Genomic DNA, 14,030 nt, shown 5'->3' with positions numbered 1-14,030 from the left:
GACCTCCCGAGTGGATGTGGTCTTACTGGTGGGACGCCACACCGCACGCAAGAGTTTGGGACTGCAACAGGCCTGCAACATCACGCAGCGACAGTGGATCAACTGACGGGTCGGCCCGCGGTGTCGAAGACCTCGTCGCGGGTGGTGCTCAATGCGGACTGCAGTGCGCCGGTGAGCACGGGGTCCTCGCTGATCGCGGTCATCATCAGCTGCGGCCGCGGTACGGCAAGCTCGGCGAGCTCGTCCTGGATCAGCCCGCGCAGGCGTTCGCCACCGGCGGTGATGACGCCGCCGGCCAGCACGATCAGCTCCGGGTCGACGACCGCCACGATCGCGGCCAGGCCGACGGCGAGGCGGTGGGCGAACTCCTTCAGTACGGCATCGCCGGAACCCTCGGTCCGGAGCGCGACCGCGATCGCGGCTTCCGCGGTCCGGGCCTCCAGGCCGTGTTCACGAGCCAGCTCGAGAACGGGCTCGCCGCCGGCTAGTTCCTGGAAGCCGCCGGCGTTGTTGCGGCCGACATCGCGGATCAGCGGCGTACCGGGCAGTGGCAGGAACGCCACCTCGCCGGCGCCACCGGTCGCGCCGCGATGCAGGCGACCGTTGATGACGATCGCGGCACCGATGCCCTCGTCGCCCCAGAGCAGCACGAAGTTGTCGTGCTCACGGGCATGGCCGACCCGCTGCTCGGCGATCGCGGCCAGATTGACGTCGTTCTCGACCTCCAGCGGCACACCGATCGCGGACGCCAGTTCGTCGAGCAGGTGGGGGGCGTGCCAGCCCGGCAGGTGCGTCGCGTACCGCAGCCGGCCGGTCGTCGGGTCGAAGCCGCCCGGTGTGCCGATCGACACCCGGCGCAGGCGTTCCCGGCTCAGACCGGCTGCACCGACCGCGCCCTCGATCGCCTTGACCACTCGTTCGACGGTGCCCTTGGCGCTACGTCCCGGTGTACTGAGCTCGTAGCGTCCGACCACCGTGCCGGTCAGGTCCGCGACCGCGGCCCGGATCCGATCGGGCGTGACGTCCAGCCCGCCGACGTACGCGATCTCGCCGTTGATCTCGTACAGCTGCGCGTTCGGCCCGGGCCGGCCGGCCGTCGTCCCGCTCGGACGGACCAGTCGCGCTGCCTCCAGCCGGGCGAGCAGCTGGGACGCGGTCGGCTTGGACAGCCCGGTCAAATTGCCCAGCGTGGTGCGGGACAGCGGCCCCTGGCTGAGCAGCAGGTCCAGCGCGGCGCGATCGTTCATCGCGCGCAGCAGGCGCGGCGTTCCGGGTGTCGTTGCCATGAGCCAACCCTGCCTCCCGTCGCTGTCCGTGCCGACTCGCCGCGCTGAGCGCAGAGGTTGTTAGGAAGGTTTCCTATTAGCGCGTGACCGTACGGCGGAACGGGCGCGGGTGTCAACGGCTCCATTGGGTTAGGGTTGCCTAACTATGGCGGCTGGGGAGCTTTTGAGGCGGGCGGTTCGGCGGCATCGGGGCCGGATGGTCGCGGGAATTCTGGTGCTGTCGTTGCATCAGGCCACCGAGGCAGCAGTACCAGTGGCGATCGGTCTGTTCGTGGATCGCGCTGTGTCGACGGGTCGCGTGCAGCCGCTGCTGTGGTGCGTGCTGATGATGGTGGTGCTGTTCGCCGTACTGTCCAACGCCTGGAAGACCGGTGCGCGGCAGGTGGTGCGCGCGATCGAGTACGAGACGCACCTGCTCCGGCTGGAGATCGCGGCGCGAGTGCTGGATCCACGTGGTCACCGCACCGGCCTGCGTTCAGGGGAGCTGTTGTCGATTGCCACGTCCGATGCCGAGAAGGCTGCGTACGTGATGCGGGGCGTCTCGATGGGCGCAGCCTCTTGTACGGCACTGATCGTGTCGTCGGTGTCCCTGCTGCTGGTCGACGTACCGCTGGGGCTTGGTGTGCTCATCGGCGTACCACTGCTGGTGCTGGGGATTCAGGCGCTGTCGCCGCTGTTGACTCGTCGTACGTCTAGCCAGCAGGAGGCGGTTGCGCAGACGACCGCGCTGGCTACTGACCTGGTGAGTGGGCTGCGGACGCTGCGGGGGATCGGCGCGCAGCACAACGCGGCCGAGCGGTACCGGCGGTCCAGCCAGGCGACCCTGAACGCCACACTGCGCGCTGCGTCGACGAACGGGCTGCAGGACGGTGTGACGACCGCACTGAGTGGACTGCTGCTGGCAGCGGTCGCTGGTGTGTCCGGGTGGTTCGCGTTGAACGGACGGATCACCATCGGCGAGCTGATCACGGTGGTCGGGCTGGCCCAGTTCGTCGCAGAACCGGTCGGAACGCTCGGCTACGCCAGCCAGGTCATAGCCCGCTCCCGCGCCTCCGCACAACGCCTTGCTGCAGTTTTCAGCGCCCCACCGCTGACCGTCACCGGCAGCTCGACCGCCGTCTCCGCGGACCAGCCTCCTCTTGCTCTGGAAGGCGTTTCGCACGGGACCCTGTCGTCGCTGACCCTGGTACTCCGTCCGGGCGAGTCGGTCGGAGTGCTCTGCTACGACCCACGGGATGCTGACGCGCTGCTGACCGTGGTCGCCGGCCGCGCACCGGACCACACGGGCACAGTGCTGGTCGGGGGCACCACCCTGGAGGAGTTGGACGTCGATGCAGTACGGCAGACCGTGTTGCTGGAGCGTCATGAGACGGACCTGTTCGAAGGCACACTGCGCAGCAACCTGCTGGCGGAGAGGGGCCTTGAGCGCGTCATGATCGCAGCCGGTGCGGCTGACCTCATCGACGAGCTGGATCGTCCGCTGGCCGACCGTGGTCAGTCATTGTCCGGCGGGCAGCGGCAACGGCTCGGCCTGGCCCGGGCGCTGCTGGCTGAGCCTCCGTTGCTCGTATTGCACGATCCGAGTACTGCGGTGGATGCGGTGACCGAGGAGCTACTGGCTGAAGGGCTTGCCCAGGAGCGGAAGGGGCGCACCACGCTGGTGCTGACGAGTAGCCCCGCACTGCTGGGAAAGATGGATCGGGTCGTGGTGATCGCCGACGGTGTGGTGGTTGCTGAAGGCATGCATTCTCAGCTGGCTGAGCACGATCCTGCGTACCAGGAGGCGGTGCTGCGATGAACCTGTTGCCGATCGCCGGGCCCCGGGAGACGTGGGCCGTTCTGTGGCGGGAGCTTCGGCGGCTGCCCGTACTGTCGGTTGTCGCGGCCGTGGTGATCACCGGGGCCAGTGCGGCCGGTCTGGTCGCGCCGTGGGCTCTTGGCGTGCTGATCGACAACATCGGCGACAAGTCGGCCATCGTACGTGTGGTCGTGATGATCGCGCTGGCGGCAGTGCTCTCGGGCGTACTGACGGCTCTCGGTGTGACGCTGGTGGCACGGGTCGGTGAGACCGTGCTGGCGCGAATCCGTGAGCAAGTGCTGGACCGCGTACTGCAACTACCGGCGCCCGTGCTGGAGAAGGTACGTACCGGCGACCTGCTCTCGCGGGTCGGTGACGACGTGGCAGCTGTTGCCTCGGCGCTGACCGAGGTCGGTCCGTCGGTGCTGGGTGCCGCGCTGACGATCGTGCTGACCGTGGGCGGCATGTTCGCGCTCGACTGGCGGCTGGGTCTGGCCGGCCTGCTCGCTGTACCGATGTACTACCTGGCCCTGCGCTGGTACCTGCGGAGATCCGCGCCGTACTACGAGCAGGAACGCGTGGCGATGGGCGAGCGGTCCGAGGCGATCATCGCGTCGCTCCGCGGCAGCCAGACGGTTCGCGCGTACCGCCTGGAAGACCGTCAGCTCGCGAAGATCGAGGAGACGTCCGGTACGGCACGGGACATCTCGATCAACGTGTTCCGGCTGTTCAGCTTCTTCTCGGCACGGATCAACCACGCCGAGTTCACCGGGCTGACGGCGATCCTGGTGACCGGCTTCTTCCTGGTCCGGGCGGACGCGGTCAGCGTGGGTGCCGTGACGGCGGCGGCCTTGTACTTCCATCGCCTCTTCAACCCGGTCAACGTCGTCTTGATGGAGTTCGACCAGATCCAGACGGCTGCGGCAGGGTTGTCGCGGCTGGCCGGCGTACTCGAGATCCCGCCGGCGCCGGAACCACCGGCAAGCCCTGACCCCGCTGACGCATCGCTGGAGCTGCAGGACATCAGCCACCACTACGACGGCCCTGAGGTACTGACTGGGATCTCGCTGCGGTTCGAGCCGGGTGAGCGGGTCGCACTGGTCGGTGCGAGTGGTGCGGGGAAGACGACGCTCGCAGCCGTTGCTGCTGGGGTGCTGGCGCCGTCCAGCGGTGCAGTGAAGCTCGGTGGCGTCGACCTACGCGCGCTGGGGGAGGACCGGACTCGTCAGCAGGTCGCCCTGCTCAGCCAAGAGGTGCATGTCTTCTCCGGAACGCTGGTGGAGGACGTGCAGTTGGCACGTCCCGAGTCGACGCCCGAGGAGGTGGAGGCTGCTCTGGAGCAGGTAGGGGCGCTGGCCTGGGTACGTGCGCTGCCGGAAGGTCTGGACACAGTGGTTGGCGAGAACGGCCACCAGCTGACCGGTGCGCAGGCACAGCAGCTCGCCTTCGCCAGACTGGTGTTGGCTGACCCACCAATCGCAGTACTGGACGAGGCGACAGCTGAAGCCGGTAGCGCCGGTGCACGTGAGCTGGAACGCGCTAGTGCAGCGGCCACCGCGGGCCGGACCACACTGGTCGTCGCACACCGGCTTACCCAAGCTGAGCAGGCGGATCGGATCGTCGTACTCGACCAGGGGCGGGTGGTCGAGTCAGGGACGCATGACTCGTTGCTGGCGACAGGTGGTCGCTATGCACAGCTGTGGCGCAGCTGGACGGGTACGTCTACGCCTGGTCAGCCAGGAGCGCGAACGACACCAGCCAGTGCGTCGACATGAAGTCCCCGTCGGTCACCGTCGGCAGCACTGCGTCGACCTGACGATCCGCACCGGCACGCAGTACCTCTGCAACGTCTGGCAGCGCCGGGGCGATCGTCCGCAACTGCCATGCCCTGCTCAGCGCCAGACCGGACAGGTGCGCCAACTGGCCGTCGCCCGACTCGTCAGTCACCGGTACGTCCAGCAGGTGCTGGTGCGCGTCCTTGCCGAGCCCAGGAAGGAACGCGGACAACCAGCTGCCGAACTCGGCCTCCGGGAGGACCCGTCGCATCAGCTCCGCCTCTGACAGCGCGGGCGACAGGAAGTCCGTACCGGACGGCTCGAACCGGGTGTCGTACGCCGTGTCGTTGCCGTACCACTCCAGCGACCGGGCCCGGATCGCCTCGACCACATCGGGCCGGCCGAGCTCGCCGTACGCCTCGTGCAGCAAGGCGAGCGCGAAGGCGGAGTTGAGATGGACGCCGTGGCGCACCGGGTACGCCTGCTTGGGCAGCCAGGCGAGCACGAGGTCCGCGATGACGTCGCCGAGCGGAGTGAGCGCCGCCGCCCACGGGGTCGTGCGGGTGGCCGCGGTGAGCATGGCTGCCCAGGCCCAGCCGTACGGGCGTTCGTACGACGGATGCTCCCGCAGGTACGCCGCCTCGGCCGCGACGGCGTCGGGGGCGAAGCGCTGATCGAGCAGCTCGGCGGGGCGCGGGCCGACCTCGTCCGGCGCCAGCGCGAGCAACCGGACCAGGGACCACTGCATGTGCACGCTGGAGTGCCAGTCGTACGACCCGTGGAAGGACGGATGCAGGCGGTCCGGCGTCACGTCGACGTCGTCCGGGCCGGCGGACGCGTGCTGGGTCGCGTACGGATAAGTGGTGTCGAGAACCTGGCAGGCGATGTCGGCCCACGCGGCGGCGTACTTCATCGGACTCCTTGCTATCAACTAGAAGGCGAAGACGTACATCAGGACGATGTTGCAGGCGAGCAAGGGGATCGCGGTCGGGATCTGCGCTTTGATCGGGCCGTACTGGTCCTTCATCTCCAGCAGCGCCGCCGGGACCAGGTTGAAGTTGGCGGCCATCGGCGTACACAACGTGCCGCAGAAGCCGGCCAGCATCCCGACCGCGAACACGACTGCCGGGGTGCCGTGGAACTGCTGCACGAGCAACGGCCAGCCGACCGCGGCCGTCATCACCGGGAAGGCCGCGAACGCGTTGCCCATGATGATCGTGAACAGCGCCATGCCGATGCAGTACAGCGCGACCGCGGCGATCAGCGAGCCCTTCGGGATCAGGTGATCGGTGACGTTCCCGACCGCCTTGCCGACGCCGGACGCGGTGAACAGCAGACCGAGCGTGGCCAGCATCTGCGGCAGGATCGCCGCCCAGCCGATGTGCTCCAGCAGCCGGCGGCCCTCGTGCAGCGGGACGGCGGGCGACTTCGGCCGGAAGAGAACCATGCCGACGACCAGTGCCAGGATCGACGCGACGCCGAGGCCGATGATCGTCGCCGAACCGGCCTCCAGCAGCAGCTTGCCGTCGCCGAGTTTCACCTTGGCCAGCCAGGCGCCGAAGATCGCCGCGACGACCGGGATCACCAGTGCGGGCAGGAAAAGCTTGTTGCCGAACTTGTTCGCGAAGTGCTCCCGCTCGGCCGGTGTCGTGGTCCGTTCCCGGCCCCGCGTCGGGTAGCCGAAGCCGGCCAGCGCCGCGATCGCGATCACCGCGATGCCGAGCAGCCAGGCCGGAGCCTGCTTGTGGACGACGAACGTGCCGTAGCCGAACGAGACCCCGAGGAGGCCCCAGAACGCCGCGCTGCCGAGCCGTTTCGGGTTGCCGCGGTCGTTGACGACCTGCAGCGCGATCAGGACGAAGAGGATCCCGCACAGCCAGTAGAACCACTCGACCTTGATCATCGGGCGGCCTCCTCGGTCTCGAGCCCGGCCTCGGCCGCCAGCTTGTCCAGCTGCCGGTCGAACAGCCACAACCGGGTGCCGTGGATGAGCAGCGCGCAGATGGCGGTCGGGATCGCCCAGACGGCGATGTCGATCGCCTCCAGCTTCAGGCCGTACGTGGTGTCGACGAAGCCGGTGATCAGCAGGATCGAGCCGACCGCGACGAAGATGTCCTCACCGAAGAAGACGCCGACGGTGTCGGAGCTGGCCGCGAAGCCCTTGATCTTCTCCTGCATCTTCTCCGGCAGCTTGCCGTACTTGCGCTCGGCGGCGCCGGCGGCCATCGGATGGATCAGCGGCCGCACCGCCTGTGCGTACCCGCCGATGCTGGTCAGGCCGACCGCGGCGGTGCCCTGCCGGATCACCATGTAGAGCGCGAGCAGGCGGCCGGTGGTGAGGACCTTGAGTTTGCTGATCAGCTTGCGGGCCTGATGCTGCAGGCCGTAGCGCTCGATCAGCCCGATCACGGGCAGCGTGACGATGAAGACGGTGACGGAGCGGCTGCCGGCGAAACCGTCGCCGAACGCGTCCAGGATCTTGACCGGCGACAGGCCGCCGATCAGGCCGGCCACGATCCCGGCCGCCGTGACGACCAGCATCGAGTTGATCCGGAGCGCGAAACCGACGACGACCACCGCGATAGCAAGCAGAACCCACATGGTTCCTCCGGGGGACGGAACGGTGTTGCAGGGGGGATGTTCCGCTCACCATAGGAGATTGTTGAACGATCCTGCAATGCATCATTCAAACAAATTCTGGTCCGGACAGCAGTAAGCGCCGGAACCCCGAGGGCTCCGGCGCTTCGGTGAGAGCGGTTAGGGCAGGCGCCAGTCGACTGGGTCGGCGCCCTGGTCGGCCAGGAGGGCGTTGACTCGGCTGAAGGGGCGGGAGCCGAAGAAGCCGCGGTCTGCGGACATGGGGCTCGGGTGGGCGCTCTCGACGTACGGGGTGCTGCCCAGCATCGGCTTCAGGGTCTGGGCGTCGCGGCCCCAGAGGATCGCGACCAGCGGGCCGCCGCGGTTCACGAGCGCGTGGATCGCCTGCTCGGTGACGGACTCCCAGCCCTTGCCGCGGTGCGCGCCGGACTTCCCTGGCTGGACCGTGAGCACCCTGTTGAGCATCAGTACGCCCTGGTCCGCCCACGGGGTCAGGTCGCCGTTGGACGGTGCCGTCACGCCGACGTCCGCCATCAGTTCGCGGTAGATGTTCTGCAGGCTGCGCGGAATCGGCCGTACGTCTGGCGCAACCGAGAAGCTCAGGCCTACCGGGTGCCCGGGCGTCGGGTACGGGTCCTGGCCGACGACGAGGACCTTGACCTGCGCCAGCGGGCGATGGAACGCGCGCAGGACGTTCTCGCCGGCCGGCAGGTACGCCCGCCCCGCCGCGATCTCGCTGCGCAGGAACTCGCCCATCTGCGACACGGTGCCTTCGACCGGGGCCAACGCCTCGGCCCAGTCGGGTGCTACGAGATCCGCCAACGTCTTAGGACTCACCCGCCACAGTCTCGCAGTACTGCGGCACGTGGTGCACCCCGGGTTGTTGCCCGCTGTTCGCGTGTCGCTCAAACGCCGGTGTGGTGACGGAGTGTACAAAGGTCGCGGCCCCGCGAAGGTATGAGCTCGCGGGGCCCATTCATGTCGCCAGCTTTCGTAGTGCAGCGGCGTAACGACGGGCGGCGTACCGCTGGGCCAGGCGGGTCACAGGCCCGCCGAGGCTCGCGTACCAGGTCGCAGCGCGGCTGTACGCGCGGATGGTGAAGTGAATGCCGTCCGCTTCGCGCGTGACCACGAAGGACTCTTCACCGGCCTCGGGGTGCCCTTCGAGCGTGCCGTACGCGTAGCCGACGCGGTCCGGCTCGTTGGCGACCCATACGACCCGACAAGGAACTGGCAGGCCCACTGTACGGAAGCGGGGAATCAAGAGGCCGGGTCCGAGGCGCCCGAGTGTGCTTGTGCCGACCTGTGGCGGCGTCTCGGTCGCCGTCATGAACAGTCCCGCCGTGCGGTGCATGCGCCACGTCAGCAACGCATCGGCAGCGCGCTGGAACACCTCGTCCCCACTACCGATCCGCTCCCGGTGTTCGAGCCGGTGGAAGCCCTCAGGCGTCTCGTCGTGCTGCGTCGAGCCCACCTCGTCGTACGTCAACTTCAACCCAGCCAGGTCATCCAGCTCCATCAAACCGCTCCCGCCGCATCGCCAGCACCCCGCACAACCCAAACCCAACAGCATTCGCCACGCCATGCGTAGCAACCATCCACCGCAACGGCAGGTACGGCGTGTCCACCACATGCCCCAGCGCCCACATGACCGCCAGCACCATCGTCACCACGAGGACGGATCCAGAGATCACCAGGAGGATCGCCGTACCCCGGTCTGCACGCCGCGACCGCCGCAAGAGATTCCATCCAACCAGCCACATACCTGCGGTCAGTACGAGGGCTCCTGCGAGCTCAACGCCGTCCCCGAGAAAGAACCCGAGCAAGACCGTCACAGTACCCAATGGGACGCTCACAGCCGCTAGACCGTCAGCAGCGAGGTACGCCATCAGTGCAGCCGCAAAGCCCGCGAAGTGGAAGTGGGCAACTGTTAACGACAGCACGGTGAGGTTGAAGCCGAAGAGCTCGTACGACGACCGCTCGGCGACCAGTGCGAGTGCTGCGATCGCGGGAGTGGCCAGGGCGGTGTAGAGCGCTACCAGTCGTGCGTTGAGCCGCCTGTGGCGGAGGAGGTGCTGTGCGGCCAGCGTGATCAGTACGAGCGTGCCGGCGAGGTAGACCGATGCCAGGACGATCGAGAGTGCACCACGGGGCAGCCAGAGCGATACTGCGCCAGGTACGGCGAACGCGAACCACCAGCGGGTGCTGGTGGTTCGCGTCGGGAGCAGGGTGAGTCCTAGCGGTACGACGATGAGCATGCCCAGGCTCACCACGGCATGGACCAGGACGGTCAACTGCTCTTCAGGCCGCTGGTGTTGTCCTGCTTGATCGCGTCGAAGAGCGCGGTTGCCTTCTTGGTGTCCCACTTCACCGCGACCCCGCGGTTGTGGCCGAGCTGGTAGTTGTCATCCGCGATCGGGACGGTCAGCGTGACACCGCCGCTCCCGGAGATCGCCCGCATACCCTTGGCGAACCCGATGAAGTTGAACAGGCTCATGTCCTTGTCCACGGTCAGCGCGTCGACGCCCTTGGTCGCCACGTTGTAGTACCGCACCGGGTTCAGGAAGGTGGACGGCGAGCTGGCCTTCTTCGCGATCGCGCCGACCATCTGCCGCTGCCGCTCGACCCGGCCGAAGTCGTTCTTGCCGTCCGCGTGCCGGGAGCGCACGTAGCCGAGCGCGTTCGGGCCGTCGAGCTGCTGGCAGCCGGCCGGGAGGTTGATGTGCGCCTTGTCGTCGTTCATTGCCTTCGGCAAGCACATCTTGATGCCGCCGATGCTGTCGATGACCGACGCGAACCCGCCGAACCCGACCTCGACGTAGTGGTCGATGCGCAGGCCGGTGGTGTTCTCGATGGTCTGGATGAGCAGCGCCGGGCTCTTGCCGAACGCGGCGTTGATCTTCTGCCGGCCGGAGACGCCGGGGATGTTGACCGCGCTGTCGCGGGGGATGCTGATCAGCACGGTCGGGCCGGACTTCGGGACGTGCATCAGCATGATCGAGTCGGTTCGCGGCGGGCCGGCGTCGCCGCCGGTGTGCAGCCGGGCACGGTCGGCCCGGCTGAGGTCCTCGCGGGCGTCCGAACCGACCATCAGGTACGTCGTACCGGGGGTGGCGGCCGGCCGGTCACCGGTCGGCATCGCGTCGATCTTGTCGATTCGGCTCCAGGCGTAGAGCGGGACCGCGATCAGCATCAGAACAAACAGCAGGACGATCAGTCCGACGGTCCGGAGGAACCAGTTGCGGCGCTTCTTGGGGCGTCGCGGCGACGGGTTCGCGTATCGCGGGTCGATGGGCTGCGTTTCACTCATGGACACGACCGTATCGGTGCCCAGCCCTCAAACACGTCACCCCACTGAATGGTTTTACACGTCGGAAAGTCGATGGCGCCTCCGTCAAAGGGAGGAAATCCGCCCCGAGACCGAACCGGAGCGCCGGAACGTGATCGGCGGCATCCCAACCCTGGCGGTGAACAGACGACTGAAGTACGCCGGGTCGTCGTAGCCCACCCGCCGTGCGACGGCCGCCACGGAGAGGTCTTCCTCGGCGAGCAAAACCTTTGCGTAGCTGAGTCTTGTGGTCACGACCAGTTCATGGGGAGTTGAACCTGTCGTCCGTCGAACCGCGTCGCGCAGCTCCTTGACCGTGAGACCGAGCACGCGGGCGTACTCCTGGATGCTCATCGGTGTACAGGCCACCTCAGCGAGTCGTGCGGCCACGCCGTCGTCCTGTGCCGGTGCAACCTGCGCGAGCAGGTCGTAGAGCGCTCCCGTGAGCTGTACGGCGTTGTGTTGCGTACTGACGCGCAGCAGCCGTGTGAAAGCGCGATCCACCGCCCGCGGGTCCGCGTACTGGCGTACTGGTCGGCTGACGTCGAGGTGGCCGAGTGAGGCGAGCGCCGCCGTGGCTGAGCCGCCCAGGAGCGTCCAGGCCTGACGCCAGCGCGTTGTGGGGCGGTAGCCGTGCACGACGCCCGGGAAGAGCGTCAGGAGCGCAGGCGCGCGTACTTCGTACAGCTGGCGATCAGGTCCGTGGAGCAGGCGGCCCCGACCCTCCTTGATCCAGACGAGCGCATGGCAGCCGAGCGCCCGCTCCGGCGCGGCCGCCGCACCATGCGTCTGCTCACCGGCGCCCAGGCAGAAGAGTCCAAGCTGGCGCTCTACAGCGCCTGGCGTCAGGTAGATCGACCAATCGTGCACGTCACAAGAGTCCAAGAAGCTCATGCGTGGTGTCCATTCCGCTGCACGCACGGTGGCGCTGCAATGGACAGGTGCTGACGTCTAACGGATACGTGCTGGATGCGGAGCGGCTGGGCGAACTGGTCGCCGTGCCTGAGCGGGAGCGTGGAGAACGCGCGACGCTGCGGGCGAGGCTGCAGCGGGACGGGTACCTGTACCTGACCGGGTTGCTGGACCCGGATGTGGTGTTGGCGTTCCGGGAGTACTACTTCGGGGTGACGCGCACTGTTGTGGACAAGGCGTCGTACCGGAAGGTGCTGTTTGAGGACATCGTGCCCGGACCGGAGTACGCCGCCTTCTGTGCGCAGCCGGCCTTGAAGGGGTGGTTCGAGTGGTTCCTCGACGGGGAGCCATTCCTGCACCGCAGGAAGATCATTCGGCAGACGGCGCCGGGTGAGAACGGCATCGGTACGGCGACGCAGGCGCACTACGACCTGGTGTACCTGCGGGACGGTACGGACCAGGTGCTGTCCGCGTGGATCCCGCTGGGCGACTGCCCGGTCAGCCGCGGCGGACTGACGTACCTGGAAGGCAGTCACCACAGGGTGCTCGCCGAAGAGGCTGCTGGGCGGTTGAAGCGACCTGCGGCCTCCATCACCGCGGACCTGCCCGCACTGGCCGCGGAGTACGACGCAAACTGGCTGGTGGCGGACTACCGGGCCGGGGACGTCGTCGTACACACCGCGCACACTGTGCACGCAGCGCTCGACAACGTGTCCACCGAGCTGCGGCTGTCGACCGACATCCGCTACCAGCGCGCCGACGACGCCGTCGACGCCCGCTGGCAGAACCACTGGCACGATCGCGACGGCCTCTGAACGGACCCCTTCTCGCTAACGACAATCATTTCGGTTAAGGTACGGCTGGGAAGTGTGAACCGAGTCTGAGGAGAGCCGTGAACCGGAGCGAACTGATCGCCGGCGTCGCCGCCAAGGCGGGCATCCCGCAGAACCAGGCGGAGAAGGTGATCGACGCGCTCGGCGACGTCGTCACCGAGGCCGTGCAGCGCGGTGAGAAGGTGTCACTGACCGGTCTGCTCAGCATCGAGCGGGTGCTGCGCGCGCCGCGGACCGGCCGCAACCCGCGGACCGGCGAGCCGCTCGCGATCCCCGCCGGCTACTCCGTGCGCCTGTCGTGCGGAAGCCGCCTCAAGGCCGCGGCCCGAGGCGACCTCCGCACTGCACGCTGAGCTATTTCAAGCTGAGCTATTTCAAGAACCGGATCGGGTCGCACTCGCCGTCGTCCATCGAGTGCTTCGCCGGCTTGGTGGAGACCGCCGTGACCCAGTAGGCGGTCTCCGGGGTCGGTGGGGTGCTGAAGCGGGCGTTCGGCAGGTACAGGTGGCTCCCGAACGCCGCCATCGTCGTCGGTACGTCGAAGTCCGGGCTGGTGATCTCCCGGACCACCTGGCCCTTCGTCCCGGCCCGGTCCAGGCTGACGACCGCGATCTTGTTCAGCTGGTTCTGCACGACGTACAGCGTGCGACCCGACAGCAGTAGGCCGTCACCGTTCGTCATCAGCGCGCCGCCGAGATCGATACGCCGGGCGACACCGGTCTTCGGGTCGACGCGGAGCAGGAAGCCGGTGGACGACTGCACCATGATCAGCGCGCGCCCGTCCGGGGTGAGTGAGATGCCGTTGGCGTTGTTGCCGGGCAGGTGCTGGTAGTCGCCGGTCAGCGCGATGGTCTGGGGCTTGGCGTTCGCACGGCCGAGCGGGACCTTGTAGAAGACCGGCTGCTGGGAGTCGGTGAAGTACGCGGCGTCCTTGCCGAGGATGACGTCGTTCACGAACGTCGGGGTCTTCGTGGTGAACGTGTAGCTCTGCAGGACCTTGCCCGTGCGGGTGTCGATCACCCGGCCGTTGCCTCCGGCGGCCCCGGCGACGTACAGGCGGCCCTTGGAGTCCACCTTCATTCCGAGCGAGCCGGTGCCCGGGCCCTGGCTGATCACCTTGCCGCGCCCGGTGCGCAGGTCGGCGGCGTAGATGTCGCCGTCGGCGCGGGACCCGAAGTACGCCGTACCGCGGGCGATCGCGATGCCCTCCGGCTGGAATCCGTCGGGCAGCTCGATCCGGTCCGGGAACGGGACCGACGGCCGGGCGCTCGTTGTGGCGGTCGTCGTGGTTGGGGCGGCGGTTGCAGCCGACGCGCTCACCAGACCCAGCAGTACGACGGGAACACTGGCCAGTGTGGTGAGCCGACGGACGAGGTGTGACATGGGCGGGTCCTCCCTGATCCGTGGTCTTTACCGGAAGAACGTGCGGATCCTGTGGATAGTTCAGAACGGCCTGATCGCGAACCGGGTATGTTCGCTGGCAGTAACTCGACATGGGAC

Annotated in this window: 14 protein-coding genes; 4 read left to right on the top strand and 10 right to left on the bottom strand. The window is 67.9% G+C overall.

Annotated elements, in window-relative coordinates; translation table 11 throughout:
• Positions 1 to 98: 98 nt before the first annotated feature.
• Entirely contained in the window at positions 99 to 1,286 is a 1,188-nt protein-coding gene (locus tag ACGFI6_RS28360) for an ROK family protein (protein ID WP_393123779.1), read from the bottom strand.
• 196 nt (positions 1,287 to 1,482) lie between these two features.
• Between ACGFI6_RS28360 and ACGFI6_RS28355 the strand changes: the two genes are divergently transcribed.
• Both ACGFI6_RS28355 and ACGFI6_RS28350 read left to right on the top strand, forming a co-directional pair.
• Positions 1,483 to 3,084: an ABC transporter ATP-binding protein gene (locus tag ACGFI6_RS28355; RefSeq protein ID WP_393123777.1), complete on the top strand. Its 1,602-nt coding sequence runs from the start codon at positions 1,483 to 1,485 to the stop codon at positions 3,082 to 3,084.
• Positions 3,081 to 4,859, top strand: coding sequence for an ABC transporter ATP-binding protein (locus ACGFI6_RS28350; protein WP_393123775.1), 1,779 nt, complete (start codon positions 3,081 to 3,083; stop codon positions 4,857 to 4,859). The genes ACGFI6_RS28355 and ACGFI6_RS28350 overlap by 4 nt, the downstream gene beginning before the upstream one ends.
• Here ACGFI6_RS28350 and ACGFI6_RS28345 read toward each other — a convergent pair.
• The 8 genes from ACGFI6_RS28345 to ACGFI6_RS28310 form a co-directional block, all read right to left on the bottom strand.
• Entirely contained in the window at positions 4,807 to 5,772 is a 966-nt protein-coding gene (locus ACGFI6_RS28345) for a DUF2891 family protein (RefSeq protein WP_393123773.1), read from the bottom strand. The genes ACGFI6_RS28350 and ACGFI6_RS28345 overlap by 53 nt on opposite strands.
• An 18-nt stretch (positions 5,773 to 5,790) precedes the next feature.
• The gene (locus ACGFI6_RS28340; protein ID WP_393123770.1) at positions 5,791 to 6,762 is read right to left on the bottom strand and encodes a DUF979 domain-containing protein; all 972 of its coding nucleotides are present in this window, start codon (positions 6,760 to 6,762) and stop codon (positions 5,791 to 5,793) included.
• Positions 6,759 to 7,460: a DUF969 domain-containing protein gene (locus ACGFI6_RS28335; RefSeq protein ID WP_393123768.1), complete on the bottom strand. Its 702-nt coding sequence runs from the start codon at positions 7,458 to 7,460 to the stop codon at positions 6,759 to 6,761. Before ACGFI6_RS28335 ends, ACGFI6_RS28340 begins: the two co-directional genes overlap by 4 nt.
• Before the next feature lie 156 nt (positions 7,461 to 7,616).
• Entirely contained in the window at positions 7,617 to 8,294 is a 678-nt protein-coding gene (locus ACGFI6_RS28330; protein WP_393123766.1) for a uracil-DNA glycosylase, read from the bottom strand.
• A 139-nt stretch (positions 8,295 to 8,433) separates the two neighbouring features.
• Complete coding sequence (locus ACGFI6_RS28325; RefSeq protein ID WP_393123764.1) at positions 8,434 to 8,976, bottom strand: DUF1990 family protein; 543 nt, start codon at positions 8,974 to 8,976, stop codon at positions 8,434 to 8,436.
• A complete protein-coding gene (locus tag ACGFI6_RS28320) occupies positions 8,963 to 9,751 on the bottom strand; it encodes a YndJ family protein (RefSeq protein ID WP_393123762.1) in 789 nt (262 codons plus the stop codon). Before ACGFI6_RS28320 ends, ACGFI6_RS28325 begins: the two co-directional genes overlap by 14 nt.
• A complete protein-coding gene (locus tag ACGFI6_RS28315; protein ID WP_393123760.1) occupies positions 9,748 to 10,767 on the bottom strand; it encodes an LCP family protein in 1,020 nt (339 codons plus the stop codon). The genes ACGFI6_RS28320 and ACGFI6_RS28315 overlap by 4 nt, the downstream gene beginning before the upstream one ends.
• A gap of 84 nt (positions 10,768 to 10,851) precedes the next feature.
• Positions 10,852 to 11,679, bottom strand: a complete 828-nt coding sequence (locus ACGFI6_RS28310; protein WP_393123758.1) for a helix-turn-helix domain-containing protein — start codon at positions 11,677 to 11,679, stop codon at positions 10,852 to 10,854.
• A gap of 47 nt (positions 11,680 to 11,726) precedes the next feature.
• Between ACGFI6_RS28310 and ACGFI6_RS28305 the strand changes: the two genes are divergently transcribed.
• Both ACGFI6_RS28305 and ACGFI6_RS28300 read left to right on the top strand, forming a co-directional pair.
• Positions 11,727 to 12,512: a phytanoyl-CoA dioxygenase family protein gene (locus ACGFI6_RS28305; protein WP_393123756.1), complete on the top strand. Its 786-nt coding sequence runs from the start codon at positions 11,727 to 11,729 to the stop codon at positions 12,510 to 12,512.
• A gap of 77 nt (positions 12,513 to 12,589) precedes the next feature.
• A complete protein-coding gene (locus ACGFI6_RS28300; RefSeq protein WP_393123754.1) occupies positions 12,590 to 12,883 on the top strand; it encodes an HU family DNA-binding protein in 294 nt (97 codons plus the stop codon).
• Between the two features lie 16 nt (positions 12,884 to 12,899).
• On the opposite strand, the gene ACGFI6_RS28295 is transcribed toward ACGFI6_RS28300, so the two are convergent.
• Positions 12,900 to 13,913, bottom strand: coding sequence for an SMP-30/gluconolactonase/LRE family protein (locus tag ACGFI6_RS28295; RefSeq protein ID WP_393123752.1), 1,014 nt, complete (start codon positions 13,911 to 13,913; stop codon positions 12,900 to 12,902).
• Between the last annotated feature and the right edge of the window lie 117 nt (positions 13,914 to 14,030).

The sequence above is a fragment of the Kribbella sp. NPDC048928 genome (assembly GCF_043197975.1).
Classification (GTDB): Bacteria; Actinomycetota; Actinomycetes; order Propionibacteriales; family Kribbellaceae; genus Kribbella.
The sequence above is the reverse complement of the archived record's forward strand: the minus strand, read 5'-3'. Positions and strand labels throughout refer to the sequence as shown.